The 23,491-nt window shown below is 63.7% G+C and carries 26 protein-coding genes and 1 tRNA gene; 16 read left to right on the forward strand and 11 right to left on the reverse strand.

Annotation, left to right across the window (positions count from 1 at the left end):
• Positions 1-157 precede the first annotated feature (157 nt).
• The gene (locus tag AAA969_RS07945; protein ID WP_338245394.1) at positions 158-373 is read left to right on the forward strand and encodes a hypothetical protein; all 216 of its coding nucleotides are present in this window, start codon (positions 158-160) and stop codon (positions 371-373) included.
• Between the two features lie 54 nt (positions 374-427).
• Here AAA969_RS07945 and ccmI read toward each other — a convergent pair whose 3' ends face one another.
• From ccmI to AAA969_RS07970, 5 genes are read right to left on the reverse strand one after another with little or no spacing between them, the layout of a single operon-like run.
• Positions 428-1,267: a c-type cytochrome biogenesis protein CcmI gene (ccmI, locus tag AAA969_RS07950; RefSeq protein ID WP_338245395.1), complete on the reverse strand. Its 840-nt coding sequence runs from the start codon at positions 1,265-1,267 to the stop codon at positions 428-430.
• Positions 1,264-1,740, reverse strand: a complete 477-nt coding sequence (locus tag AAA969_RS07955) for a cytochrome c-type biogenesis protein (protein ID WP_338245397.1) — start codon at positions 1,738-1,740, stop codon at positions 1,264-1,266. Before AAA969_RS07955 ends, ccmI begins: the two co-directional genes overlap by 4 nt.
• Positions 1,737-2,270, reverse strand: coding sequence for a DsbE family thiol:disulfide interchange protein (locus tag AAA969_RS07960; RefSeq protein WP_338245399.1), 534 nt, complete (start codon positions 2,268-2,270; stop codon positions 1,737-1,739). Before AAA969_RS07960 ends, AAA969_RS07955 begins: the two co-directional genes overlap by 4 nt.
• Complete coding sequence (locus AAA969_RS07965; protein ID WP_338245401.1) at positions 2,267-4,255, reverse strand: heme lyase CcmF/NrfE family subunit; 1,989 nt, start codon at positions 4,253-4,255, stop codon at positions 2,267-2,269. The genes AAA969_RS07960 and AAA969_RS07965 overlap by 4 nt, the downstream gene beginning before the upstream one ends.
• 59 nt (positions 4,256-4,314) lie before the next feature.
• A complete protein-coding gene (locus AAA969_RS07970) occupies positions 4,315-5,784 on the reverse strand; it encodes a sodium/proline symporter (RefSeq protein WP_338245403.1) in 1,470 nt (489 codons plus the stop codon).
• 176 nt (positions 5,785-5,960) lie between these two features.
• Here AAA969_RS07970 and AAA969_RS07975 point away from each other — a divergent pair, with 176 nt between their 5' ends.
• Positions 5,961-7,181, forward strand: coding sequence for an acyl-CoA dehydrogenase (locus AAA969_RS07975; protein ID WP_338245404.1), 1,221 nt, complete (start codon positions 5,961-5,963; stop codon positions 7,179-7,181).
• Positions 7,182-7,358: 177 nt separating this feature from the next.
• A tRNA-Ser gene (locus tag AAA969_RS07980) sits at positions 7,359-7,449 on the forward strand.
• A gap of 865 nt (positions 7,450-8,314) precedes the next feature.
• Here the strand turns inward: AAA969_RS07980 and AAA969_RS07985 are convergent.
• Positions 8,315-9,097 (reverse strand): competence/damage-inducible protein A, encoded by a 783-nt coding sequence (locus tag AAA969_RS07985; RefSeq protein ID WP_338245405.1) that lies wholly within the window; start codon positions 9,095-9,097, stop codon positions 8,315-8,317.
• A 66-nt stretch (positions 9,098-9,163) separates the two neighbouring features.
• On the opposite strand from AAA969_RS07985, the gene sfsA reads away from it, so the two are divergent.
• The 6 genes from sfsA to AAA969_RS08015 all read left to right on the forward strand — a co-directional run bounded on the left by sfsA (position 9,164) and on the right by AAA969_RS08015 (position 14,260).
• Positions 9,164-9,871, forward strand: a complete 708-nt coding sequence (sfsA, locus tag AAA969_RS07990) for a DNA/RNA nuclease SfsA (RefSeq protein ID WP_338245406.1) — start codon at positions 9,164-9,166, stop codon at positions 9,869-9,871.
• Positions 9,868-10,338, forward strand: coding sequence for an acyl-CoA thioesterase (locus AAA969_RS07995; RefSeq protein ID WP_338245407.1), 471 nt, complete (start codon positions 9,868-9,870; stop codon positions 10,336-10,338). Before sfsA ends, AAA969_RS07995 begins: the two co-directional genes overlap by 4 nt.
• Positions 10,339-10,416: 78 nt before the next feature.
• A complete protein-coding gene (locus tag AAA969_RS08000; protein ID WP_338245409.1) occupies positions 10,417-12,111 on the forward strand; it encodes a M28 family metallopeptidase in 1,695 nt (564 codons plus the stop codon).
• 89 nt (positions 12,112-12,200) lie between these two features.
• Positions 12,201-13,040, forward strand: coding sequence for a type I methionyl aminopeptidase (gene map / locus AAA969_RS08005; RefSeq protein WP_338245411.1), 840 nt, complete (start codon positions 12,201-12,203; stop codon positions 13,038-13,040).
• A gap of 3 nt (positions 13,041-13,043) precedes the next feature.
• Entirely contained in the window at positions 13,044-13,724 is a 681-nt protein-coding gene (gene radC / locus AAA969_RS08010; RefSeq protein WP_338245413.1) for a RadC family protein, read from the forward strand.
• Positions 13,721-14,260 (forward strand): hypothetical protein, encoded by a 540-nt coding sequence (locus tag AAA969_RS08015; RefSeq protein WP_338245414.1) that lies wholly within the window; start codon positions 13,721-13,723, stop codon positions 14,258-14,260. Before radC ends, AAA969_RS08015 begins: the two co-directional genes overlap by 4 nt.
• Positions 14,261-14,632: 372 nt before the next feature.
• Here the strand turns inward: AAA969_RS08015 and AAA969_RS08020 are convergent, their stop codons facing one another.
• Both AAA969_RS08020 and AAA969_RS08025 read right to left on the reverse strand, forming a co-directional pair.
• Positions 14,633-15,025 (reverse strand): VOC family protein, encoded by a 393-nt coding sequence (locus AAA969_RS08020; protein WP_338245416.1) that lies wholly within the window; start codon positions 15,023-15,025, stop codon positions 14,633-14,635.
• A gap of 43 nt (positions 15,026-15,068) precedes the next feature.
• Positions 15,069-15,503 (reverse strand): hypothetical protein, encoded by a 435-nt coding sequence (locus AAA969_RS08025; protein ID WP_338245419.1) that lies wholly within the window; start codon positions 15,501-15,503, stop codon positions 15,069-15,071.
• 103 nt (positions 15,504-15,606) lie between these two features.
• On the opposite strand from AAA969_RS08025, the gene AAA969_RS08030 reads away from it, so the two are divergent.
• Complete coding sequence (locus tag AAA969_RS08030) at positions 15,607-16,833, forward strand: threonine synthase (RefSeq protein ID WP_338245420.1); 1,227 nt, start codon at positions 15,607-15,609, stop codon at positions 16,831-16,833.
• A 91-nt stretch (positions 16,834-16,924) separates the two neighbouring features.
• Here the strand turns inward: AAA969_RS08030 and AAA969_RS08035 are convergent, their stop codons facing one another.
• The gene (locus AAA969_RS08035) at positions 16,925-17,455 is read right to left on the reverse strand and encodes a transposase (protein WP_338245422.1); all 531 of its coding nucleotides are present in this window, start codon (positions 17,453-17,455) and stop codon (positions 16,925-16,927) included.
• Positions 17,456-17,639: 184 nt separating this feature from the next.
• On the opposite strand from AAA969_RS08035, the gene purB reads away from it, so the two are divergent.
• On the forward strand, positions 17,640-18,938 hold the full coding sequence (gene purB, locus AAA969_RS08040) for an adenylosuccinate lyase (RefSeq protein WP_338245424.1): 1,299 nt from the start codon (positions 17,640-17,642) through the stop codon (positions 18,936-18,938).
• On the opposite strand, the gene AAA969_RS08045 is transcribed toward purB, so the two are convergent.
• On the reverse strand, positions 18,939-19,391 hold the full coding sequence (locus AAA969_RS08045; protein WP_338245426.1) for a hypothetical protein: 453 nt from the start codon (positions 19,389-19,391) through the stop codon (positions 18,939-18,941).
• Positions 19,392-19,526: 135 nt separating this feature from the next.
• Here AAA969_RS08045 and AAA969_RS08050 point away from each other — a divergent pair, with 135 nt between their 5' ends.
• Both AAA969_RS08050 and AAA969_RS08055 read left to right on the forward strand, forming a co-directional pair.
• Positions 19,527-20,087, forward strand: a complete 561-nt coding sequence (locus tag AAA969_RS08050) for a pyridoxamine 5'-phosphate oxidase family protein (protein ID WP_338245428.1) — start codon at positions 19,527-19,529, stop codon at positions 20,085-20,087.
• Between the two features lie 33 nt (positions 20,088-20,120).
• Positions 20,121-20,582, forward strand: coding sequence for a thioredoxin family protein (locus AAA969_RS08055; protein ID WP_338245430.1), 462 nt, complete (start codon positions 20,121-20,123; stop codon positions 20,580-20,582).
• Positions 20,583-20,676: 94 nt separating this feature from the next.
• Here AAA969_RS08055 and AAA969_RS08060 read toward each other — a convergent pair whose 3' ends face one another.
• The gene (locus AAA969_RS08060) at positions 20,677-21,000 is read right to left on the reverse strand and encodes a DUF1476 domain-containing protein (RefSeq protein ID WP_338245431.1); all 324 of its coding nucleotides are present in this window, start codon (positions 20,998-21,000) and stop codon (positions 20,677-20,679) included.
• A 265-nt stretch (positions 21,001-21,265) separates the two neighbouring features.
• On the opposite strand from AAA969_RS08060, the gene purC reads away from it, so the two are divergent.
• From purC to purQ, 3 genes are all read left to right on the forward strand, one after another.
• Complete coding sequence (gene purC / locus AAA969_RS08065; RefSeq protein ID WP_338245433.1) at positions 21,266-22,042, forward strand: phosphoribosylaminoimidazolesuccinocarboxamide synthase; 777 nt, start codon at positions 21,266-21,268, stop codon at positions 22,040-22,042.
• A gap of 530 nt (positions 22,043-22,572) precedes the next feature.
• Positions 22,573-22,812, forward strand: a complete 240-nt coding sequence (gene purS, locus AAA969_RS08070) for a phosphoribosylformylglycinamidine synthase subunit PurS (protein WP_291842833.1) — start codon at positions 22,573-22,575, stop codon at positions 22,810-22,812.
• A 15-nt stretch (positions 22,813-22,827) separates the two neighbouring features.
• Positions 22,828-23,490, forward strand: a complete 663-nt coding sequence (gene purQ, locus AAA969_RS08075) for a phosphoribosylformylglycinamidine synthase subunit PurQ (RefSeq protein ID WP_338245439.1) — start codon at positions 22,828-22,830, stop codon at positions 23,488-23,490.
• Position 23,491: the final 1 nt, after the last annotated feature.

Raw genomic sequence — 23,491 nt, forward strand, 5'->3', positions numbered from 1 at the left:
GTTTTTGAAATTCGCCGAGGATCGGGTTCGGTTTGGCGCCTGACGGGCGGAATGGCAAAGAAACAGCCCGAATTATCGATTGTCGGGATGGACGCCGGTCGTTTCTTACGCTTTCGTAAGGTTACTGGAAATTCGATTCAGGGCTGGGGAGCGATTGATGAGAACACAAGCGATCATTCTGGGAAGTGCCGTAGCGGTTTCGCTGGTCGCCCTGAGCTGTCCGGCCTCGGTGCGGACTGCTGTCGTCGAGCGCACGCAGATCCCGGACCACGTCTATGTAGAGGCCGAGCGTCAACTCGGGGTCTTTGTCGCCTGGGCACGCAATGACGCGGCCGTTCCCGACTATTCGCCGCGAGACATCGCCGAATCCTGAAATCTGCCAGATCCTGACCTCAGCCGGTCCTGAGCGTCTGTCAGAGCGCCCGTGCTAGGGCTCCGCTGACCCCGCTTCGGCTTCGGCCGCCGCAATCCGGGCCTCGACCATGCCCAGATAGGCAGCGCCGTCCGCCGCGCCGTCGATGATTGCCTGCCATTCCTGCATCGCTGCCTCCCGCTCACCATCCTGGTAGCGGGCCTCCGCCATGAAAAAGCGTGCGCGGATATCGTTGGCATCGATGTCGAGGGCCCGGGCAAAGGCTTCGCGGGCTGCCGGCGACATCGTGCCACCGCTCTCGAACAGGCGCGCCTGTCCCAGAGAGCTGAACAGGAACGCCGATCCCGGCTCCCAGTTGATGGCATTCTCGAAGGCAATGGCGGCTTCACCAAACCGGCCAAGGCGCAGATAGGCTTGCCCCAGAACCGCCCAGCCCTGGGGATTGTCAGGGTTGGTGGCCAGGTCCGTCCGGAGATTGTCGAGTTCCGCCATCACGGCCCGCGCCTCCTCGGGAATCGCCGGCATTTCAGCCGGTTGCCTGCCAACGAGCTGCGGGCTGCCGATCGCCATGTAGATCGCAAAGGCGGCGATCACGGTAATGCCGGATCCTGCCACCAGAGCCTGCCGCAGGACCTGTGAGGGCGCATGGGCCTCGACGCTGTCCTCGTCCATCCGGGCATTGGCGAGACTCATCCGGCGACGGATGTCGAGTTCCGCCTGGCGGGAAGCCTCCGCATCGATGAAACCCAGCTCTCGATCCCGCTCAAGCTCCGCCAGCTGGCCGGCAAACACCTCGCGCCCGTCGGACACCTGTCCCTTGACCCCGCGCATTACCGGCAGAGCCAGACCCAGAGCGACGATGCTTGCGAGCAAGGCAATCAGAAACCAGATCATGACAACCCCTCCTCCTCGCGCAGGCGCGCCAGTTCCGCTTCGTCTTCAGGGTCGAGACCGGCCGAAAGGCGGCGCGACTGGGCCCGGATATAGATGACAACCAACACGCCGCCGCCAACCAGAAGAATGGCCGGCAACAGCCACAGAAGCAGCGTATTGCCCTGCAAGGGCGGCGTCATCAGAACGTAGTCACCATAGCGGGTCTGCAGCCAGGTGCGGACCTCGGCATCGCTGTCACCGGCGAGCAGTCGCTCGCGCACCACGGCGCGCATGTCGGCAGCCAGCGGCGCATTGCTCTCATCGATACTCTGGCTCTGACAGACAACACAGCGCAGGTCGCGGTAAAGCGCCCGTGCCCGCGTCTCCATCACCTCATCGGCCATCTGCTCATCCGGCTGCGGCGCCGCCAGGGCATTCGGCGCGGACAGCAGCAGCGCGAGAACCAGAACACTGAAACGAACCAGCCGGGTCATTGGGCTTCCAGCTCCTCGATCACCGGCAGCAGCGTATTGCGCCAGACGTCTTCATCGATAATGCCGACATGATGGAAGCGGACACGGCCCTCACGATCGATCAGGAAAGTCTCCGGCGCGCCGGTAATCCCCAGATCGATTGCCAGGCGGCCCTGGGCATCATCGCCGACGCGCTGATAGGGATTGCCATTGCGCTCGAGCCAGGCGGCGCCGGCTCCGGGCGGATCGCGCCAGTCGACGCCGTAGATCGGTACCCGTCCGGACCGGCTGATCTGCATCAGCATCGGATGCTCGATGGCACAGGGCGGGCACCAGGAGCCGAACACATTGAGCAGCGAGACCTGGCCCAGCAGATCGGTGTTGGACAGGCCGGGCTCACCCTCAACCACGCCGGCCAGCTCAAAATCAGGCAAGGCACGGTCGATCATCTGGCTGGGAATCTCGGACGGATCCTCACGCAGGCCCAGTCCGAAATAGACCAGCATGACGGCGAATATCGCCAGCGGCAGGAAGAGGAAGACCCGGTTCATTCGGCAGGCTCCGCGGCCGCGGGGGCGGATACCGGCGCCGGTTTTGCGACCAGCGAGCGGCGACCGCGATCCGCAATCGACAGCAGGCCGCCGAGGCCCAGTATGGCGGAACCGATCCAAAGCCAGACAGCGAACGGATAGAGATAGACATGGACCGGCCAGCCACGACCGGGGCTGGCCTGCCCGATGGTGACGTAGATGTCACCGCTGGCATGGGCATGGATCGCCGACTCGGTCGTTGACATGCCGCGGATCGAGTAGAAACGGCGCTCCGCTGTCAGGTTGCTGATCACCTGCTGGTCCCGCCGCGCTGTCAGATAACCGCGCTCGGCGACATAATTGGGGCCTTCAACCTGCTCCACGCTGTCCAGCGTGATGGTCAGGTGCCGGATGTCGAGATGCTGGCCCGGCATCAGGAAAGCACTGGTTTCCTGCTTCCAGGCGCTGACCCCGGTGATCGCGAAGACCACCACGGCCAGACCCAGATGGGCGACAGCCATGCCCCAGATCGCCAGCGGCAGACGGGCGGCGCGCGCCATCGAGGCCTTGAAGTCGATCTGCCCCAGCTTGAAGCGCTTGCCGAGATCGATCAGGACACCGACCCCGATCCAGATCGCCAGCGCCGTCCCGAGCGCACCGGCCACCAGGCTGCGGTCGGCAATCCAGAAAGCGGCCAGACCACCCGCCACAGCGGCAATAGCGGCAGGCGCCAGATCCTTGAGCACCGGCATCAGCCGTCCGCGTTTCCAGGCCAGCAGGCCGGCAATCGGCACCAGCACCAGCAACGCCCCCATCATCGGGTTGAAGGTCTTGTTGTAGAAGGGTGCGCCAACGGTCACCGTGGCATCGCTCACCGTCGTGATGAAGAGCGGGTAGAAGGTCCCGAAGAAGACCAGTCCGCACGCCGCCGCCAGCACCAGGTTATTGACCAGCAGCATGCTCTCGCGGCTCATCGCGGAGAACACGCCCGTCGGCTTGAGCAGGCCGGCCCGCAAGCCGTAGATCAGCAGCGATCCGCCCACCAGCGCGATCAGGATGGCGAGGATGAAGACACCACGCTCGGGGTCGACCGCGAAGGCATGGACCGAGGTCAGGACGCCGGAGCGCACCAGGAATGTGCCGGCCATCGACAAGGCAAAGGTCAGCAGGGCCAGAAGAATCGTCCAAGCTTTCAGTGTATCGCGCTTCTCCATGACCCGCAGGGAGTGGATGAAGGCCGTCCCGGCCAGCCACGGCATCAGGGACGCGTTCTCGACCGGGTCCCAGGCCCACCAGCCACCCCAGCCCAGCTCGTAATAGGCCCAGCTCGCACCCAGCGCGATGCCGATGGTGAGGAAGGTCCAGGCCGCCAGCGCCCAGGGCCGGACAATACGGGCCCAGCGCGCATCGACGCGGCCGTCGATCAGGGCGGCCACGGCGAAGGAGAAGGTGATCGAGAAGCCGACATAGCCGGCGTAGAGCATGGGCGGATGCGAGGCGAGCCCCGGATCCTGCAGCAGCGGATTAAGGTCCTGGCCGTTTTCCGGTCCGGGCCACAGCCGGGCGAACGGGTTGGAGGTGAACAGCAGAAAGGCCGTGAACGCCGCCGTGATCAGGGACTGCACCGCGAAGGTCAGCGAGATCAGTCGCGCCTCGACCGGCTTGGCCGACCAGGCGAGCGCGCCGGTATACGCCGTCAGGATCAGGCCCCAGAGCAGCATCGAACCTTCGTGATTTCCCCACACGCCAGTGAGCTTGTAGAGCATCGGCTTGTCGGTATGCGAATTGTCGGCGACCACCAGGGCGGTGAAGTCCGCGACCGCAAACAGGTAGGTCAGGCAGGCAAAAGCCGCGAGCACCAGCGCGAATTGGGCGATCGCGCCCATGCGCGCAAATCCGTGAACCACAGCGTCGCCCGTCCGCAGCCCGGCGAAGATGGCGACGGACTGGAAAAGGGCGACCACGAAGGCGAGGATAAGGGCGAACTGCCCGAGTTCTGCAATCATGCCGCCGACTTGTTACGGGATGAGCCGCAGGTCAAGGCGCGAGGTGTCGCAGGCACGCCTCATGCCGCCCCCCTGACCCGTCCGAACCACAGGATCGACAGTGCCGGCAGCCAGGGAAAGACGCGTTCGAACGGGTCGCCCGGCAATTGCGCCCATTGCGCCAGGACGGCACCGGGGCCTGACAGGGTCGAGCCGTCGAGGGCCCCCATGGCGTTGAAGAAGACGGTCAGCCCGAAGCCGGCGATCATTGCGGCCAGCACCGCCCGATGGCCGGACTGCACGCCAACCACCCGCATCACGATGATCGGACCGAAAGCCGCTCCCAGGGCCGCCCAGGCGAACAGGACGCGGGCGAAAATGGATGATGGCAGTGCCAGGGTCATCCAGACGGCGACCACCGCGATGGCGATCATGACGATCCGGGACACCAGCACTTCACGGCCCTTGAAGCGGCGCGACACACCAAGGTCCCGGCTGACCGCAGAGGCCGCGACCAGCAGGATGGAATCAACCGTCGACATCACCGCCGACAGCACCGCTGCGATCACCAGACCGCCGACGATCGGCGGCAGATAGTCACGCGCCACCTGGTAGAAGACCGCCTCGCCGTTCGACCCGGCCCCGACCAGCGCACGGCCCGACAGGCCCAGCACCGTCATGCCGGTGAAGACCAGCACCGCCCAGATGATGGCGATCTGGAAACCGCGGCGGCGCGCCGCCTCATCCTTCACGGCCATCAGGCGGGTAATCAGTTGCGGCTGGCCGAGTGCGCCCAGACCGACACCCCAGACGCCGACCACGAAACCGAGCAGCACCATGACCGGCATCTCACCGGACAGGCTAAGATAGGCGGCGCTCTCATTGGCCTGCAGGGTGGCCATCACGCCGGACGGGCCTCCCGCAGCAACCAGGGCAGCAACCGGCAGCAGGAGGGCGACGAGCAGCATAAGCGCACCCTGCAGCATGTCGGTCACGCTGACCGCCCAGAAGCCGCCGAGCAGGGAGTAGATCAGCACTACGCCGGCACCGACCAGCACCGACTCGAAGCGCGGCAGGGCGAACTGGGTCTCGAAGGCCACGGCTGCGGCGCCAAACTGGGCGGCAATGTAGAAGATGAAGCAGAACAGGATCATTGCGGCGGCAATTGCGCCGATCCAGCGGCGTCCGGTCGGAGATTGTCCGCCGGAGAGGAAATCGGCAGTGGTGACATGACCGGCCTCGGCGGTCTCGGCCCGCAGGCGGCGTCCGAACCACAGCCAGACGGCGACATAACCGCCCCAGATACCCGGCACCATCCACAAGGCCGACAGGCCGCTCAGATAGACAAATCCGCTGAAGCCCAGCAGCACCCAGGCCGAGGAGGTCGAGGCGGCATAGGACAGGCCGGCGACCCAGGGGCCAAGCCCCTGCCCGGCGATGAAGAAATCCGCCTCGGTCTGATTGCGCCGCGAGGCCCACACCCCGACCCCGATCAGCAAGAGCTTGTAGCCAATCAATGTGGCCAGAACGATCAGGCTTTCCTGCGACATCCATCCCTCCCCCGAACAGCGTCTGCGGCGACAACATCGCCCCGGTACAGGCCTTCCTTATCCGTGTTTGCGATATCACGCCAAGCCGAACCGCTCCGCTGACTTGCCCCGGATGCCCGGCGCGGCTACTTCCGAAATCCAGCACACTTCAAATGACCGCCGGGAGATTGCCCCTCATGACTGACACGCCGACGCTGAAAGCCAAGGATGCTCCGGATCTGGGCCGTTTTGACTGGCAGGATCCCTTCCGCCTCGATGATCAGCTGACCGAGGAAGAACGCCTGGTTCGCGACACCGCCCGCAATTACGCCCAGTCGCGCCTGCAGACCCGTGTCATCGACGCCTTCCGTGACGAGCACACCGATCCGGACATCTTCCGCGAGATGGGCGAGCAGGGCCTGCTCGGCTGCACCCTGCCGGAAGAATATGGTGGCGCCGGCCTTGGCTATGTCGCCTACGGCCTGGTCGCCCGCGAAGTCGAACGCGTCGATAGTGGCTATCGCTCGATGATGTCGGTCCAGTCCTCCCTCGTGATGTATCCGATCTACGCCTATGGCTCGGAAGAACAGCGCCGGAAATACCTGCCCAAGCTCGCTTCGGGCGAATGGATTGGCTGTTTCGGCCTGACCGAACCCGATGCCGGTTCCGATCCGGCGGGGATGAAGACACGCGCCAGCAAGACGCCGACCGGCTACAAGCTGACCGGTTCGAAAATGTGGATCTCCAACTCGCCGATCGCCGATGTCTTCGTGGTCTGGGCCAAGTCGGAAGCGCATGACGGCAAGATCCGCGGCTTCGTGCTCGACAAGGGCATGGCCGGTCTCTCCGCCCCCAAGATCGGCGGCAAGCTGAGCCTGCGCGCCTCGATCACCGGCGAGATCGTGATGGACGGGGTCGAGGTCGGCGAAGACGCCCTCCTGCCCCACGTCTCCGGCCTGAAAGGCCCGTTCGGCTGCCTCAACCGCGCCCGCTACGGCATTTCCTGGGGCGTCATGGGCGCCGCGGAATTCTGCTGGCATGCGGCGCGCCAATATGGGCTCGACCGCATCCAGTTCGACCGGCCTCTGGCCCAGACCCAGCTCTTCCAGAAAAAGCTCGCCGACATGCAGACCGAGATCACGCTCGGCCTGCAGGGTTCGCTGCGCGTCGGTCGCCTGATGGACGAAGCGGCCGCCGCGCCGGAAATGATCTCGCTGATGAAGCGCAATAATTGCGGCAAGGCGCTCGACATCGCCCGCATGGCGCGCGACATGCACGGCGGCAACGGCATCTCCGAGGAATACCAGGTGATGCGTCACATGGTGAACCTGGAAACCGTCAACACCTATGAAGGCGCCCACGACGTGCACGCCCTGATCCTGGGCCGTGCCCAGACCGGGCTGCAGGCGTTTTTCTAGGCCACGACCGACCTGACAGGCTAGCCGCTCTCCGCGCGAGGACCTCGCCTGGGGAGCGCGCAACCATGCCTGACCGGCACCGACGCGACAGTGCCCCCGCTTGCCGTCTGCAATCCGTCGTCAAAACGCCGCAACTCGCACTTGATGCCCACGCCGCCGCATTCTAAACCGGTCAGTGGAGAGGTGGCCGAGTGGTCGAAGGCGCTCCCCTGCTAAGGGAGTGTGCGCCAAAAGCGTACCGTGGGTTCGAATCCCATCCTCTCCGCCATTCCTTCCCTGAAATCGAGATGCGTGCGCTCCGGAACTCCCGCGGCGTTTCCATGGCGTCGCGAAGGCTGGCCCGAACCCAGACCGCGACGTTCCGGCGCTGGAAAAGCGGGGACGCGTACCGTTTTTCACTTGTGCCCCTCAACTCGTGCGCACCGCGCGCTCACCCATCCATGAACCGCTTGCCGGGATCCCGCCGTATCCGGGTCTTCAGGTCAAGGGCGGCGCCGCCGCCGCTTCGCGGTTTCACCCTTGAGCTAAAGACCCGGATACGGCCTGCTGGCTGACAAGCGATCCATGGATCGCCCTGCGCCGGGTGGCGCGGCCGGGTCACATCCCTGTTCCAGCCGTGGTCGCCCGGACCGGCCTCGCCCATCCGGTCCCGACCCTTGTGTCGCGCGCCTTTCAGCGCGCCCACGGCTATTGCTCTCCGCACGCTGTTGCGCCGAAGGAGTGGGAGGGAGCGGGTAAGTTTTGAGTTCAGGCGTCGTTGTCATCCCGGCCGAATGGCCTGCGAAAGCAGGCCGCAGAGCCGAGGTGACAGTTGAAACCAGACTTGGATGAACAGGGTGGTGGGACACGTGATCAGGGGGCAATGCGAGAACGCGAACAAGGCGACCGGTCGGCCTCACCTCACCTCACCTCGACATACACGACCAGCGCAATCAAAAATCCACTCAGAACGGCAAAGGACACACAAACACAACACGCGACAATCCAGAAGTTTCTGATCATCAGATCATGATCGGTCGACGTGTGGGTGATCGCCGGAGTTTTTCGTTTGGTCCAGATGCTGCCAATAACCGATATGACCAATATGGACACCAGTGTGCCGAACCCTAAAAATGCAGCCATATTTCTTCGACTCAATCCACCGGATCGATGCGCGGTGTGATCCCGACGGCTTCGACCATCGCGGCGATGCGATCGATCACCGTGTCTAGCTGGCCCTCGTCGGTGGCGCGGGCGACCAGATGGGTGCCGCGCTTGATCTCGCCGGCGGTGACTTCGAGGAAATAGGGATAGGAGCCGATCGATACGTCCGGGAAATCGTTGGCCAGGGCGCCGAGCGGTTCGGCAATATCGCCTTCGCGCAGATTGTCGCCCTTGACCGAGCGGGATTGTGTGACGGCCCCACCCTCTAGCCGGTGATCGATGTCGTTGAGCATGCCGGCGACGATGGACGGCACGCCGGCCAGGGTGAAGACATTGCCGGTCTGGAAGCCCGGCGCGCCACTGACCGGATTGACGATCAGGCTGGCCCCGTCAGGAATGCGCGCCATGCGCTTGCGGCTTTCAGTCACCGGCGTCCCGGTCTTGGCGTACCAGTGCTCGATGATCTCGAGCGCGTCGGCGCGGACATCGATGCCGACCCCGAAGGCCTTGGCGACGGCGTCGGCTGTAATGTCGTCATGGGTCGGGCCGATCCCGCCGGTAGTGAAGACATAATCGCAGCGCGCCCGCAGCGTGTTCAGCGCGTCGACGATGATATCGGTCTCGTCCGGAACGACCCGGCATTCCACGACATTGATCCCCAGCGGAGCAAGAAAGCGGGCGATCTGGTTGAGATTCTTGTCCTGGGTCCGGCCCGACAGGACCTCGTCGCCGATCAGGAGCACTGCCGCCGTCACCCGTTTGCCTGTCGTCATGAGAATCGCCCTTAGCTGTGCCGTGTCTGACCGGATATATGTGGCGCCAGCAGGGAAGTCCAAGACATGAAATTCGCGACCGAGCTCGTCCGCGGACGGCTGATCAAACGCTACAAGCGCTTCTTCGCCGATGTTGAGCTGGAGAGCGGCGAGACGGTGACGGCGCATTGCGCCAATACCGGCGCCATGACCGGGATCAAGACGCCGGGCCTCACCGTCTGGCTGTCGCGCTCGGACAATCCCAAGCGCAAGCTGAAATACACCTGGGAGCTGGTCGAGGCCGAGGGCACGATGATCGGCGCCCTGCCCAATCTCGCCAACGCGCTGGCCGAGGAGGCGGTTGAGGCCGGCGTGATCGCCGAGTTGGCCGGCTACGACAGCCTGCGCCGCGAGGTGAAATATGGGACGAATTCCCGCATCGATCTGTTGCTGGAGGGCGGCGAGCGGCCACCCTGCTGGGTCGAGGTGAAGAATGTCCACTGGCAGCGCGGACCCGGCATCGCCGAATTTCCCGACGGGGTGACCTCGCGCGGCGCCAAACACCTAGTCGAGCTGGCGGGCCAGGTCGCCGCCGGCGAGCGCGCGGTCCAGCTTTTCATTGTCCAGCGCAGCGATTGCGATGTCCTGCGGCCCGCCGCCGACATTGACCCGGTCTATGCGCAAACCCTGCGTGAGAGTGCGGGTGCCGGGGTTGAAGTCCTCGCCTATGCCTGCGACGTGTCTCCCGAGGCGGTGACGATTACCCGCCCGATGCGCGTGGAGCTGGGATCATGACCGACAATTGGAATGGCTGGGACCTGCCGGACGCCTATATCCATCGCATCACCGTCGAGGCGAAGGATATCGACAGTTTCGGCCACGCCAATAATGCCCGCTATCTGGAATGGGCCGACGAGGCCGCCTGGACGCACTGGTTCTCCAAGGGCTACGCGATGGAAGCCTGCGCGGCCGATGATCGCGGCATCGCCATCATCCGCACCGAGGCCGACTATCTCGGCCATGTCCGCCTTGGCGACGAGATCGACTGCGCGGTCTGGATCAGCCAGTCCGATCGCCGTCTGCGGGCCGAGCGTCGCTACCAGTTTCGCCGCGTCACTGACGGCGCCACTGTATTCAGGGCCCTGACCAAGGTCGTCTGCTTCCAGCTCTCTACCGGCCGACCGGCCCGGATGACGCCAATCTTTTCAGACCACTACTCGGTCCTGCCCTCGGTAGCCGCGGCGCTTGTGACTGAAAGTTAACACGCCGCCGAGATTGTGCCGCTCGCCCTGCCCCTTATAGTCCGCACCAAATAAATCACCTCTTTGGGGGAGGCTCCCATGAAATATCTCGTATCGGCCCTTGCCGGCTTGGCCCTTGCGGGCTGCAGCGCCGCGACTGACACCGACGCCACAGTGGCGCCGGGCGCCGCTGAAACCACATTCATGCCAGATGTCAGCGCAACCAATATCGAAGCGCATATCCGCTTCCTCGCCTCGGACTATCTGGCCGGCCGCGATGCCGGTACGGATGGCTACGAGATCGCCGCCAATTATGTCGCCGCGCAGATGCGCCTGCTCGGGCTTGAACCGGCTGGCGATGACGGCACCTATTTTGCCGCGGTGCCAATGCAGGAAGTGCTGGCAGACGCCGACTACAACCAGCTCACCCTGGATGGCGAAACCTTCGCCCACGGCACCGAGGTGCTGGTCGGGACCAATCCGAGCGTTCTGGAATCCACCGTCACCGGCGAGCTTGTCTTTGTCGGCCATGGCGTGTCGGCGGCCAATCGCGGCCATGACGACTATGACGGCCTCGATGTCGAGGGCAAGATCGTGGTCGTGATGGGCGGCGTGCCCGAAGGCGTTTTCGAGGGCCTGTCGGAAGAGCGCGCGCACCACAATTCCGGCACCACCAAACGCAATGTCGCGGCCGACCACGGCGCAATCGGCATGATCTCGATCACCGGCTGGACCAGCGAACAGCTGGCCGGCTTTGCCTCCGGCTTCGGCTCGCGCCCCACGGTGCGTCTGACCGCAGCCACCGGCCCATCGAGCTATGACACGGTCGCCGCCGCGGCCAATGTCACCGTGGAACTCGGCGCGCGCCTGTTTGAAGGCGCCGAAATGAGCCTGGAAGAAGTCCAGGCCGCGATGTCGGCGGAGGAGCCGAGCTATCCGCGCTTTGCCCTGCCGCACACGGTGACGATCCGCCAGCGCACCCTGTCGGAGCCGTTCGAGGACCCCAATGTCGTCGGCATGATCCGTGGTACCGACCCGGAACTGGCGGATGAGATCGTGGTCCTGTCGGCCCACTTGGACCATATCGGTTCGGTCACTGACCACATGCGCTCGGGTGGCTCCTGCCGCTCGTCCGACGAGACGGATTCGGTCTGCAACGGCGCCGTCGACAACGCCTCCGGCGTGTCGATCATGCTGGAAACCGCGCGCACCTTCCTCGAACAGGGCGCCCCGCGCCGCTCCATCGTCTTCGTGGCGCTGACGGCCGAGGAAAAGGGCCTGCTGGGCTCCGAGCACTTCGCCCGCAATCCGAGCGTCCCGGCCGAGCAGATCGTCGCCAACGTCAATCTCGACATGCCGGTTATCGTCTATGATTTCGCCGACGTGATCGCCTTTGGCTCGAACCACTCCAATCTTGGCCCGATTGCCACCCGCGCCGCGGCCCGGATGGACATCATGGTCAGTGAAGACCCGCTGCCCGAGCAGTCGCTCTTCGTGCGCTCAGATCACTACAACTTCGTGCGTGAGGGCGTTCCCTCGCTCTTCCTGATGACCGGCTTCTCCTCGCCGGATCCGCGCTGGGACGAGGGCGAAGGCTTCATGGGCTTCCTCAACACCCATTACCACCGCCAGACGGATCAGCTCGATGGCGAGCTGGAAGTCCTGTTCGAGCAGGGCGCGAAGTTTGCCAACATCAACTACCTGATCGCCCGCGAAATCGCCGACAGCGACGAGCGTCCGGCCTGGAATGATGACAGCTTCTTCGGCAACCTGTTCGGCCACGACGGCGAATAGATCCACCCGACTTCGCTGAGAAATGCAGGCGCGCGCCGTTCCAAACGGCGCGCGCTCTGTTTATATAGGGTCGCCAGAGGAGACATGCCTTGACGACTGCCTACGAGACCGTGACCGATACCGAGACCGCCAGCCCGCGCGATGGCCGCATCAAGCTGCACGGGCCGGAGGCCTTCGCCGGCATGCGCAAGGCCGGACGTCTGGCTGCGGAAATCCTCGACATGCTGGTCGAACATGCCCGGCCGGGCACGACCACGGAAGCGCTCGACAAGCTGGCGCGTGACTATGCCTTCTCCAATGGCTCGATGCCGGCGACGCTGTTCTATCGCGGCTACCGGCATTCGGTGTGCACCTCGATCAACCATGTCGTCTGTCACGGCATTCCCGGTCCGAAACCGCTGAAGAATGGCGACATCGTCAATATCGATGTCACCGTCGTGGTCGATGGCTGGCATGGCGATACCAGCCGCATGTACATGATCGGCGAGCCGCGCCGGAAGGCCGAACTGCTGGTCGACACGACCTATGAAGCCATGATGGCCGGCATCAATGCGATCAAGCCGGGCGTCACGCTCGGCACCATCGGCGCGATCATCCAGGAATACGCCGAGGAGCGTCGCTGCTCCATCGTTCGCGACTTCTGTGGCCATGGTCTCGGCCAGCTCTTCCATGACAGTCCCAACGTGCTGCATTTCGGCACCCGTGGTGAAGGCGTCGAGCTGAAGGAAGGCATGCTGTTCACGGTCGAACCGATGCTCAATCTCGGCCGGCCGGATGTGAAGGTGCTGGCCGATGGCTGGACCGCCGTCACCCGCGACAAGTCGCTGTCGGCGCAGTTCGAGCATTCCGTCGGTGTCACGGCGGACGGGGTGGAGATTTTCACGTCCTCGCCCAAGGGCCTCGACAAGCCGCCCTATTCCCTGCCCTGAGCCATGAACGACCTGGCCTCGCATACAGGTCATCGGGACCGGCTGCGTGAAAAACTAACCTCAGCGGGTGGTCTGGCACTTCACGATTATGAATTGCTCGAGCTTTACCTGTTCCGCTGCATTCCGCGCCGCGACGTCAAACCCATCGCCAAGGACCTGATCGCCCGTTTCGGGGATCTGGGTGGCGTCGCCTCCGCCAGCGTGGTCCAGCTCACCACGGTTCGCGGCGTCTCGGAAAAGACAGCCGCCGAGCTCAAGCTGATCAAGGCGCTGTCGGAACGCCTCGCCCGCGAGCAGGCGATCGGGCGCCCCGTCATCACCTCCTGGTCCGCCCTGGTCGCCTATTGCCGGACCGCCATGCAGCACGCCACGACCGAACAATTCCGCGTCCTCTTCCTCGATCGCAAGAACAAGCTGATTGCCGACGAGGTGCTCGGTGAAGGCACGATCGACCACGCCCCGGTCTATCCGCGCGAAGTGGTCAAGGCCGCCCTCGCCCACGAGGCCTCCGCCATCATCCTGGTGCACAACCACCCGTCCGGCGACGCCACGCCCAGCCAGGCCGATATCGAGATGACCCGCACGCTGATGGAGATCTGCAAACCGTTTGAAATCGCGGTCCATGATCACCTGGTGATCGGGCGCGAGAATACGGCGAGTTTCAAGACTTTGGGGTTGATGTGATCATTACGCCATTCCGCACACTTTGCCTGGCACTGGCGGTGAGTGCCGTTGCCAACTCGGCTCAAGCCGAGTCTGACGGGCCGGGCTGGAACTTTTGGGACCAGGGCACTGGCGCCGGCTCACTGGCCTTTGGCTGGAGCGAGAGCGAGGCGGTCTTCGTGATGCGATGCGAGCCAGCAAGCTACATCGTATCGATAAGTGGTGAAGTGGCATGGGACCAGCCATACCCGCCTCACCCTGACGGGCGAGGTGGCTATGATGTGTCCGCCTTTCCTGTCTTGCTCGACTTCACACTCGGGCTTCCGCCCCATCAATTTAGAACCGAGGTCGAGGGTTGGCCGAATGACGTAACCGGCAGTGGCTTGACCGTCGACTTCACCATTCCCGTGAACGACCTGTCGCTGATGACCATAGGCGGCGCGTCGTCGGATCGAATATTGCGCCATGCCGCAAACGGCATCGAAACGCGTATTTCCTTCAGCGACGAGGAATTTGAGCTTCTGGAAAGTTTCTGGCGCAACTGCCGCGCCGAATAGGAAGCGCACGACGCGGAACCGTCCATAAATCGCTTGTCAGCCAGCAGGCCGTATCCATTTCTTCCGGTCAAGGGCCCGAAGGGCCGCGCAGCGGGCATGCCCCTTGACCGGAAGAAATGGATACGGCGCACTCTCGGCAAGCGAACAATGGTGGGGAGAGGCACAAAATGCCCTCCCCCTCACCAGGCAAGTACATTTCCCCCGGACGCAGCCCGGCGAAAGCCGGGCGAAGGTCCGGGGCCAACCGAACCCGACACCAGCCTCTGCCCCAGTCCTGCTGCGATAAGCCCAACGTCGATCCCGGATCGCGCTCTGCGCGTCCGGGAAAAATTGTGCGGCGCGCGTTGGGGAAAGACTCCCGGAACGCCGACCCTACCCCTCCGGCTCGATCGGCTGCCAGAGCTCGATCTTCGTCCCGTCGGGATCCATCACCCAGGCAAAACGCCCATAGCTGAAATCCTGCGGCTCGCCTTCCAGCGGCACGTTCTTCTCGGTGAGACGCGCCAGCATCGAATCCATGTCGTCGATCATGAGATTGATCATGAAGGGCTTGTCGGACGGCTTGAAGTAATCGGTTCCGGTCTTGAAACCGGAGAAGATGGTCCGGGCGCTCTTCGGGAAGGCCTTGCCGGCCTCGGCATGCAGGAAATCAGCGCCTCCATAATCATTGAGCGCGAGCCCCAGCTTGTCAGCATACCAGGCCATCAAGGCCGATGGGTCCGGGCTGTGAAAGAAGATACCCCCGACACCAATGATTTTCGCCATGCTCGCCTCCCAGGTCAGCGGCAAGGATAACCGGAACAGGCGGTCAGGCCAGCAGTTTGTCGATCTTCCTGAGGACCGCCGTGCGGGCCTGGGCGCCGAGGAAGTGTGAGGGGATGCGCAGCAGATAGCGCCACCAGACGCTGGCCTTGCCGATCGCATTGCGATCCGCGCCGGCAGCAATGAAGCGTCGGATCTCGGCCATCATCTCGGCGTCCTTGGCCCACAGGACCTGGCCCTTGTACTCGATGCGGAACCAGGCCTGGCCCGGCCAGTCGAGCGTGTGCGCGGCGACATGGTGGCAGGCAGTACAGCGCACCTGACCGTCCTGGTTGTTCGGCGACACCGTGCCGTCAGCCTTCCTGACCGTGACCGGCAGTGCCTTGTTGTGACGGGTGGTAAAGACCGCGCGTCCCTGACAGCGCGGGCAGGCAATATCCATCGGGGCGCGCAACAACGCGTGTTCGTAGATCTCGGTCATGCCCCAGCTTAGCGAGAGCCCTGAGCGACGCCCACATGAAAAGCGGGCTGGACGCAGCGCGCCACTCGCCTAGCCTCTGGGCCAAGCCAGAAGGAGCCTATCCATGATGCAAGCCCCCGCGAACTACTTCACCCATCTGGAATGTTCCGAGACCGGCGAGCGCTATGAGGCCGATCAGCCGCACAACCTGTCCAAGGCCGGCAAGCCACTGCTCGCCCGCTATGATCTCGAGAAGATGAAGGCCGAGACTGATCGCGGCGCGATCTGGGCCCGCGGCGGCGGTTTCTGGAAATGGCGCGAGCTGCTGCCGGTCGCCAGCGATGACGATGTCTGCGCCTTGGGTGAACTCGACACCCCGCTGATCGACGTTCCGGCAACGGCCAAGGCCTCCGGCGCGACCGGCAAGGTCTGGGTCAAGGATGAGGGCCGCCTGCCGACCGGCAGTTTCAAGGCCCGCGGCCTCGCCCTCGCGGTCGCCATGGCGCACAGTTATGGCATCACCCGCATGGCGATGCCGACCAATGGCAATGCCGGCGCGGCGCTGTCGGCCTATTGCTCGCGTATGGGCATGGAGAGTTTCTGCTTCGCTCCCGAGGACACGCCGGAAGCCAATCTGCGCGAGATGGCGCTGCAGGGCGCGAAAGTCTTCAAGGTCAATGGCTATATCCACCATTGCGGCGCGCTGGTCGGTGCCGGCAAGGAGGCGATGGGCTGGTTCGACACCTCCACCCTCAAGGAGCCCTACCGGATCGAAGGCAAGAAGACGATGGGCCTGGAACTCGCCGCCCAGCTCGGCTGGAAACTGCCCGACGCGATCTTCTACCCGACCGGCGGCGGTACCGGCCTCATCGGCATGTGGAAGGCCTTCGACGAGATGGAAAAGCTCGGCTGGATCGGTTCCGAGCGCCCGAAAATGTTCGCCGTCCAGGCCGAAGGCTGTGCCCCCATCGTCAAGGCCTACGAAGACGGCGCTCGCCACGCCGAGGAATGGCTCGACGCCAAGACCGCCGCCATGGGCATCCGCGTCCCCAAGGCGATCGGTGACTTCCTGATCCTCGACGCGGTCCGGGAAAGCGGTGGGGCAGCGCTTGCCGTCTCGGAAGAGGCGATCGAAACAGCGCGAACACGCTGTGCGCGGGAGGACGGACTGCTGCTCTGCCCGGAAGGCGCGGCAACCCTCGCGGCGATGGAAAAGGCGATGGGCGACGGCCTGCTGGCGCGCGACGCCGAATCCATGCTGTTCAATTGCGGATCGGGGCTGAAATACGCGATGCCGGATGGGGCGAAGGCGCTGGATCGGCATGGGGATGTGGATTGGGGTAGTTTGTGAGCCATAGGGACATGTACCTCTGGTACGTGTCCCGGTCAGGGAACTACATTTTTCCGGGACACGTACCGCAGGTACATGTCCCTAGGCTGTGTCATGCATCCGGATCAACCGCGTGGAGATATTCGTCCCAGTCGGCAACTCGATCCTGCATGGGGGCAACGCGAACGACGCCATCATCCTTTCCCGCCAGATGCGCATGCACGCTCGACCAACGCCAATCTTCGGTGCGTGCCACCAGACCGGCACGAACCGGGTTGAACTCGATATAGCGGCAAGCGGCAAAGAGGCGCGCCTCGTCCATGAACGAGGATTTGAAGCGGCCCTGCCACAGCAAGCCGGCACCTCCTGCACCCCGATTGTAGTACTGCGTGTAAAGGCGATGCGTTCGGCCGACTGCCCGCGACAGGCTTTGCCCGTCCTCTGGTACCAGGACCAGATGAACATGATTGGGCATCAGGCAGTAGGCCCAGCACTGGACGTTCTCGCTCCGGCAGGATTCGGACAACAGGACGAGATAGTGGGCGTAGTCGTCTTCGGCGAAAAAGACCTGCTGCCGACGGTTGCCCCGCTGGGTGACGTGATGCGGGGCGCCGGGGTGTATGATGCGGGCGGATCTGGGCATGAAGGTGATAGGATCAAGTGGCGCACGCGTTATACGAGCAGTTTTCATTATATACAATCTAAAGAATACCCCATTTCCGGGACACGTACCGCAGGTACATGTCCCTCGGCGCCGCTCCCCTTGACCTTTCCGCCCCCGTGTCGCATCCCCCGCGCTTCTGTCACGCATCGCGCGGAGCCCGCTCATGATCCCCCGCTATACCCGTCCTGAAATGGCTGCCATCTGGTCGGACCAGAACAAGTACAAGATCTGGTATCTGATCGAGGCGCATGCGACGGAGAAGCTGGCGGAGCTGGGTGTGGTGCCGCAATCGGCGGTCGACGCGGTCTGGAAAGCGAAAGACGTCGAGTTTGATGTGGCGCGGATCGACGAGATCGAGCGCGAGGTAAAGCACGACGTCATCGCCTTCCTCACCCATCTGGCCGAGCATGTCGGCGAGGAGAGCCGGTTTGTCCATCAGGGCCTGACCTCCTCGGACGTGCTGGACACCTGCCTGGCCGTGCAGATGAAACAGTCCGCAGACCTCCTGCTGGAGGGCATGGACCGGGTGCTGGCGGCGCTGAAGACGCGCGCCATGGAGCACAAGTTCACGGCCTGTATCGGTCGCTCGCACGGCATCCATGCCGAGCCGACGACGATGGGTCTGAAGTTCGCGCGCTTCTATGCCGAGTTCGACCGCAACCGAGCCCGCCTGGTGCGCGCCCGTGATGAGATCGCCACCTGCGCCATCTCCGGCGCCATCGGCACGTTTGCGAATATCGATCCGGCCGTGGAAGAGCATGTCGCCGAGCAAATGGGTCTGACCGTCGAGCCGGTCTCAACCCAGGTCATCCCGCGCGACCGCCACGCCAACTATTTCGCCGTGCTGGGCCTGATTGCCTCGGCCATCGAGAATATCGCCATCGAGGTGCGCCACCTGCAGCGCTCGGAAGTGCGCGAGGCGCAGGAGTATTTCTCGCCGGGCCAGAAGGGCTCGTCGGCGATGCCGCACAAGCGCAATCCGATCCTCACGGAAAACCTCACCGGCCAGGCCCGCCTGGTGCGCTCGGCCGTGGTGCCGGCGATGGAGAATATTGCCCTCTGGCACGAACGCGACATCTCGCACTCCTCGGTCGAGCGCGGCATCGGTCCGGACGCCAATGTCCATCTCGATTTCGCCCTGCACCGCACGGCCGGCATGATTGAAAAGCTGATCGTGCATGAAGACCGCTGCCTGGAAAACCTGCAAGCCTATGGCGGCATCCATAACTCCCAGCGTGTCCTGCTGGCCCTGACCCAGGCCGGCGCCTCGCGTGAGGACAGCTATCGCCTCGTCCAGCGCAACGGCATGAAGACCTGGGATGAGGGCGGCATGCTGGTCGATCACCTCAAGGCCGATGAGGGCGTCACCGCCCTGCTCTCAAACGAGCAGATCGAAGCCTGTTTTGACGAGGCCTATCACATGAAGCATGTCGACACGATTTTCGCGCGGGTTTTTGGCTGACTATCGCGAAGTCCAGCGCAGGGCGGCAACCAGCAGGATGATATGCCAGACGGCATCGATCCCCAGATAGACGGTCCCCAGGAGCATCTCGCCCAGCACACCTGGGCCCATGACCGTATAACTTCGAAACGTGTCTGATGCCGCATCGCGCAAGGCATTGCCGCTGTCCGAGCGCTCCATGAGGAGTACCTGCAGGCCAATATCCAGGAATCCGGCGACCGTCGTCGCCAAGAATGACAGAACGATCCAGGCCGATACCGCACCACGTTTCTTGCGGATCAGGAACCAAAGGATGAGGATGTCAATTGCCGCGCCAGCTACCATGACAGGCATGAAGCCCGAACCGCTCAATCCGGCTATCGGCACAAAACCCAGCACGTCTGCCTGGCCGCCGGCATGCATGAACGCGATACCGGCCCATTTCAGGCCCAACAACAGGATAACTGTGATCATCGCTTCCCCCACCAGCAAGCGTTGGCAACCAACCTCCAGCAGCCTCCCCGAACCTGCAAGTCAAATTACGATGACACGGACCGAAGACGATCCGTCAGCTTCCCCGGCTGGCGATGAAGGGCTACCGTCCCCCCCATGGCCAAGACTCACCCCCATATCGACGACCGCATCCGCAGCTTCATCGAGGCCCAGAAGATGTTTTTCGTCGCCACCGCCCCGTCCGGTGACGGCGGTCATGTGAACCTGTCGCCCAAGGGCTATGACAGTTTCCGCATCCTGGGACCCAATGAGGTCGCCTATCTGGATCTGGGTGGATCCGGGATCGAGACGCTGGCGCATGTGCGCCAGAATGGCCGCATCACCTTCATGTTCTGCGCCTTCGAGGGCACGCCGAACATTCTGCGGCTTTACGGCAGGGCGGAGGCGGTGTCGTTTGACGAGCCCGGCTTTGCCGACAAGCTGGCCCTCTTTCCGGACTTCCCCAAGGCGCGCAGCATCTTCACTGCGAAAATCGACCGCATCCAGGACAGTTGTGGCTGGGGTGTGCCGTTCTACGAGCATGTCGGCGAGCGCGACCAGCTGGTCCGCGTCAATGCACACCGCAGCGACGAAGACTGGGCGGCGCGGCGCTATGAGAGCAATGCCAGCTCGATCGACGGCCTGCCCGGCCTCGCCAAACCCGACGCCGCGGAATAAGACTTCGCCCCCAGCTTCAGCAAGCGAGACCCCATGCGTACCAGCCTCATCCTTGTCGGCCTGCTCGCCGTCTTCATGGCCCCCAATTTCTTCCGCGCCAGCTGGGACGGCGCCGCGCAGGCCGAGATCACCGAAGCCGCGGCCGAGCCGCGCCTGGTCGCGGCCATGTTCCGCTCCTCCTGGTGCTCCGCCTGCCGCGTCATCGAGCCGCGTATCGAGGATGTCCGCGGCGAATATGAGGACGCCGCCATCGACTGGGTGAAGTTCGACTTCACCCTGGGCCGCCGTGACAGCCTGCGCGAGATGGCCGAGGCCGAGGGGCTGGCTTCGATCTATAACGAAGCGGCCGGATCGACCGGCTTCATGCTGCTGATCGACCGCGACACCAACCAGGTCTTCGAGATGATCACAATGGATTATGGCCGCGACCAGATCCGCGAGGCGCTCGACCGCTGGCTCATCGTGGTCGAGCGGCTCGAGGCGGAGGGGGTTTAAGACCCCTCACCCGGCCCGGCCGGCGGCCAAGGAATGCCCAGAAAAAAGCCCCGGTTGGACCGGGGCTTTTTCCTGTCAGCTCTGAGCTGCCGGATCAGCTGCCGGAGCGGATCTGCTCGAGCGCCGTTTCCATCAGATCATCCATCTGCTTGCGCAGGAGGTGGTCGGACAACTCGACATTCTTGGCGTCGAGATCGGCGCGCACCTTGCGGAACACATCGTCGTCACCGGCTTCCTCGAAATCGGCGATGACGACCGACTTGGCATAGGCATCGGCCTCTGCGCCATCAATACCCATCAGCCCGGCAGCCCACAGGCCGAGAAGCTTGTTGCGGCGGGCCGTCGCCTTGAACTCGTTCTCCTGCTCGTGGGCGAACTTGTTCTCAAAGCCTTTTTCGCGATCATTGATGCCCGACATGGGTCTCTCCTCGAGGACGGTTGTGTTGCTAGTTGAGTAGCTTGGCGGCGGCGCCAAATCAATCTCCGTGCTGAGGCCCGGCTGCGACAGGACGGGCCCGCGGAGCCAACCCGCCCCGCACCGCGACAAGTGATTGCGCTGCAAGGCTGCGAAGGATATTTTCGCCCCTCGTTACGCGGTCCGGTCTTCGATTCGGGCCGCGTCATGCTTTTTCAAGGCCGGGCGTCCGCTGGGGGCTTCCGGGCCCGTCGCTGGAGCGTCGCTCATGTCCCGTCGCAAGATGATTTACGAAGGCAAGGCCAAGATCCTCTATGAGGGCCCGGAGCCGGGAACGCTCGTCCAGTATTTCAAGGACGATGCGACCGCCTTCAACAATCAGAAACATGCCACGCTGGAAGGCAAGGGTGTGCTCAACAACCGGATATCCGAGCACATCATGCTCGGGCTCGGCCGGATCGGCATCCCGACCCACTTCATCAAGCGCCTGAACATGCGCGAACAGCTGGTCCGCCAGGTCGAGATCATCCCGCTGGAAGTGGTCTGCCGCAATGTTGCCGCCGGCTCGATCAGCACCCGCCTGGGCGTGCCCGAGGGCGAGCAATTGCCGCGCTCCATCATCGAATTCTACTACAAGAAGGACGAGCTCGGCGATCCGATGATCTCCGAGGAACACATCACCGCCTTCAACTGGGCGACCCACCAGGAGATCGACGACATGATGGCGATGACCCTGCGGGTCAACGATTTCCTGAGCGGTCTTTTCACCGGTGCCGGCATCCGCCTGGTGGACTTCAAGCTGGAATTCGGCCGCCACTATGAGGGCGACATGGTCCGCACCGTGCTGGCCGACGAGATCAGCCCGGACAGCTGCCGCCTGTGGGATCTCGAGACCAATGAGAAGATGGACAAGGACCGCTTCCGTCGCGACATGGGCAATGTCACCGAGGCCTATGCCGAGGTTGCCCGCCGTCTCGGCATCATGAAGGAAAGCGGCCAAGGCGCCGCCGGTGGCGATGTCGGTAAAAGCGACGCGCCGAAGTAGGTCCTCACCCAGACAAGGCTAGGCGGGGAAGTAACATTCCGCGCGACCGCATCGTTTTGTCCCGGAAGCGCGCAGCGCCATCTTTTCCCGGAGGCGGGCAGCGCCATCCGGGACCAACGGGAGACTCATCATTTGCCGGATGGTCGGGTAGGTCCCGGCTCTTCACCCCGCTTTTGCGGGGCTCCGGCCGGGAAAAATGGTGAGGGTGAATTGAGTAGAACGTGCGCGCCAGCGCCAATCAGCCATTCATGTATTGCCCGAACTTCGCCTCAGCCAGTTTTCGCGCTCAAGGGTGAAACCGCGAAGCGGCGGCTCTGCCGCCCTTGACCTCGAAAACTGGCTGGGGCCCGCGGGCTGACAAGACCCCAATGCCGTGTTCACAGCGGGCCCGGATTTCTGACGACGTCTGGCCCGAAATCACATCTCGCATCGCCACCCTGCTGAATCCGCACGTCGCGTCAATTGCGCGCGGGGCGACTCCGCTTTATGCAGGGGCGAAATGTCGTGACCAGCACAAGCGAGTCGAGCCCGTGAAAGCGAAAATCCACGTCTATCTGAAACCCGGCGTCCTGGATCCCCAGGGAGCTGCCGTTGCCGGCGCCCTGCACAATATGGGTTATGACGAAGTCACCGCCGCCCGCCAGGGCAAGCTGATCGAGCTCGATCTGACCGGCGATGATGTCGAGGCCGCCCGCAAGCGCGTCGACGAGATGTGCGCCAAACTCCTCTCCAACCCGGTGATCGAGAGCTACTCGATCGAGCTGGCGTAGGGAGAGGCCGCGCTCATGAAATCCGCCGTCATCGTCTTCCCGGGCTCGAATTGCGATCGTGATGCCCACGACGCGATCGAGAAGGTCACGGGTCAAAAGCCGGCCATGGTCTGGCACCAGGAAAACGAGCTGCCCGAAGGCACCCAATTCGTGATGGTGCCCGGCGGGTTTTCCTATGGCGACTATCTGCGCTGCGGCTCGATGGCCTCGCGCTCGGCGATCATGCCGGCCATCATCGCCCATGCCGCGACCGGCGCGCCGGTTCTGGGCGTGTGCAACGGATTCCAGATCCTCACCGAGAGCGGTCTTCTGCCCGGCGCGCTGATGCGCAATGCCGGGCTGAAATTCGTCTGCGAGAAAGCCCCGCTCACCGTTGAGAACGCCAATACGCGCTTCACCTCGCGCTATGAGGCCGGGGCCCAGCTGCTGGTGCCGATCGCCCATCATGACGGCAATTACTTCGCCGACGACGCCACGCTCGACCGCATCGAGGGCGAAGGCCAGGTCGTCTTCCGCTACGGCAAGAACCCCAATGGCTCGGCCCGCGACATCGCCGGCATCACCAATGAGCAGGGCAATGTCTTGGGGCTCATGCCCCACCCGGAACGCGCCGTGGACATGGGCCATGGCGGCACGGACGGGCTGGCGCTGTTTGAATCTCTCCTTGGGAGCGCTTGAC

The sequence above is a fragment of the Maricaulis maris genome (genome assembly GCF_036322705.1).
GTDB lineage: Bacteria > Pseudomonadota > Alphaproteobacteria > Caulobacterales > Maricaulaceae > Maricaulis > Maricaulis maris_B.

Bases quoted from the DNA above. Each gene is read 5' to 3' on its own strand.
- AAA969_RS07945 (WP_338245394.1), top strand. From the start codon at position 158: ATGAGAACACAAGCGATCATTCTGGGAAGTGCCGTAGCGGTTTCGCTG.
- ccmI (WP_338245395.1), bottom strand. From the start codon at position 1,267: ATGATCTGGTTTCTGATTGCCTTGCTCGCAAGCATCGTCGCTCTGGGT.
- AAA969_RS07955 (WP_338245397.1), bottom strand. From the start codon at position 1,740: ATGACCCGGCTGGTTCGTTTCAGTGTTCTGGTTCTCGCGCTGCTGCTG.
- AAA969_RS07960 (WP_338245399.1), bottom strand. From the start codon at position 2,270: ATGAACCGGGTCTTCCTCTTCCTGCCGCTGGCGATATTCGCCGTCATG.
- AAA969_RS07965 (WP_338245401.1), bottom strand. From the start codon at position 4,255: ATGATTGCAGAACTCGGGCAGTTCGCCCTTATCCTCGCCTTCGTGGTC.
- AAA969_RS07970 (WP_338245403.1), bottom strand. From the start codon at position 5,784: ATGTCGCAGGAAAGCCTGATCGTTCTGGCCACATTGATTGGCTACAAG.
- AAA969_RS07975 (WP_338245404.1), top strand. From the start codon at position 5,961: ATGACTGACACGCCGACGCTGAAAGCCAAGGATGCTCCGGATCTGGGC.
- AAA969_RS07985 (WP_338245405.1), bottom strand. From the start codon at position 9,097: ATGACGACAGGCAAACGGGTGACGGCGGCAGTGCTCCTGATCGGCGAC.
- sfsA (WP_338245406.1), top strand. From the start codon at position 9,164: ATGAAATTCGCGACCGAGCTCGTCCGCGGACGGCTGATCAAACGCTAC.
- AAA969_RS07995 (WP_338245407.1), top strand. From the start codon at position 9,868: ATGACCGACAATTGGAATGGCTGGGACCTGCCGGACGCCTATATCCAT.
- AAA969_RS08000 (WP_338245409.1), top strand. From the start codon at position 10,417: ATGAAATATCTCGTATCGGCCCTTGCCGGCTTGGCCCTTGCGGGCTGC.
- radC (WP_338245413.1), top strand. From the start codon at position 13,044: ATGAACGACCTGGCCTCGCATACAGGTCATCGGGACCGGCTGCGTGAA.
- AAA969_RS08020 (WP_338245416.1), bottom strand. From the start codon at position 15,025: ATGGCGAAAATCATTGGTGTCGGGGGTATCTTCTTTCACAGCCCGGAC.
- AAA969_RS08025 (WP_338245419.1), bottom strand. From the start codon at position 15,503: ATGACCGAGATCTACGAACACGCGTTGTTGCGCGCCCCGATGGATATT.
- AAA969_RS08030 (WP_338245420.1), top strand. From the start codon at position 15,607: ATGATGCAAGCCCCCGCGAACTACTTCACCCATCTGGAATGTTCCGAG.
- AAA969_RS08035 (WP_338245422.1), bottom strand. From the start codon at position 17,455: ATGCCCAGATCCGCCCGCATCATACACCCCGGCGCCCCGCATCACGTC.
- purB (WP_338245424.1), top strand. From the start codon at position 17,640: ATGATCCCCCGCTATACCCGTCCTGAAATGGCTGCCATCTGGTCGGAC.
- AAA969_RS08045 (WP_338245426.1), bottom strand. From the start codon at position 19,391: ATGATCACAGTTATCCTGTTGTTGGGCCTGAAATGGGCCGGTATCGCG.
- AAA969_RS08050 (WP_338245428.1), top strand. From the start codon at position 19,527: ATGGCCAAGACTCACCCCCATATCGACGACCGCATCCGCAGCTTCATC.
- AAA969_RS08055 (WP_338245430.1), top strand. From the start codon at position 20,121: ATGCGTACCAGCCTCATCCTTGTCGGCCTGCTCGCCGTCTTCATGGCC.
- AAA969_RS08060 (WP_338245431.1), bottom strand. From the start codon at position 21,000: ATGTCGGGCATCAATGATCGCGAAAAAGGCTTTGAGAACAAGTTCGCC.
- purC (WP_338245433.1), top strand. From the start codon at position 21,266: ATGTCCCGTCGCAAGATGATTTACGAAGGCAAGGCCAAGATCCTCTAT.
- purQ (WP_338245439.1), top strand. From the start codon at position 22,828: ATGAAATCCGCCGTCATCGTCTTCCCGGGCTCGAATTGCGATCGTGAT.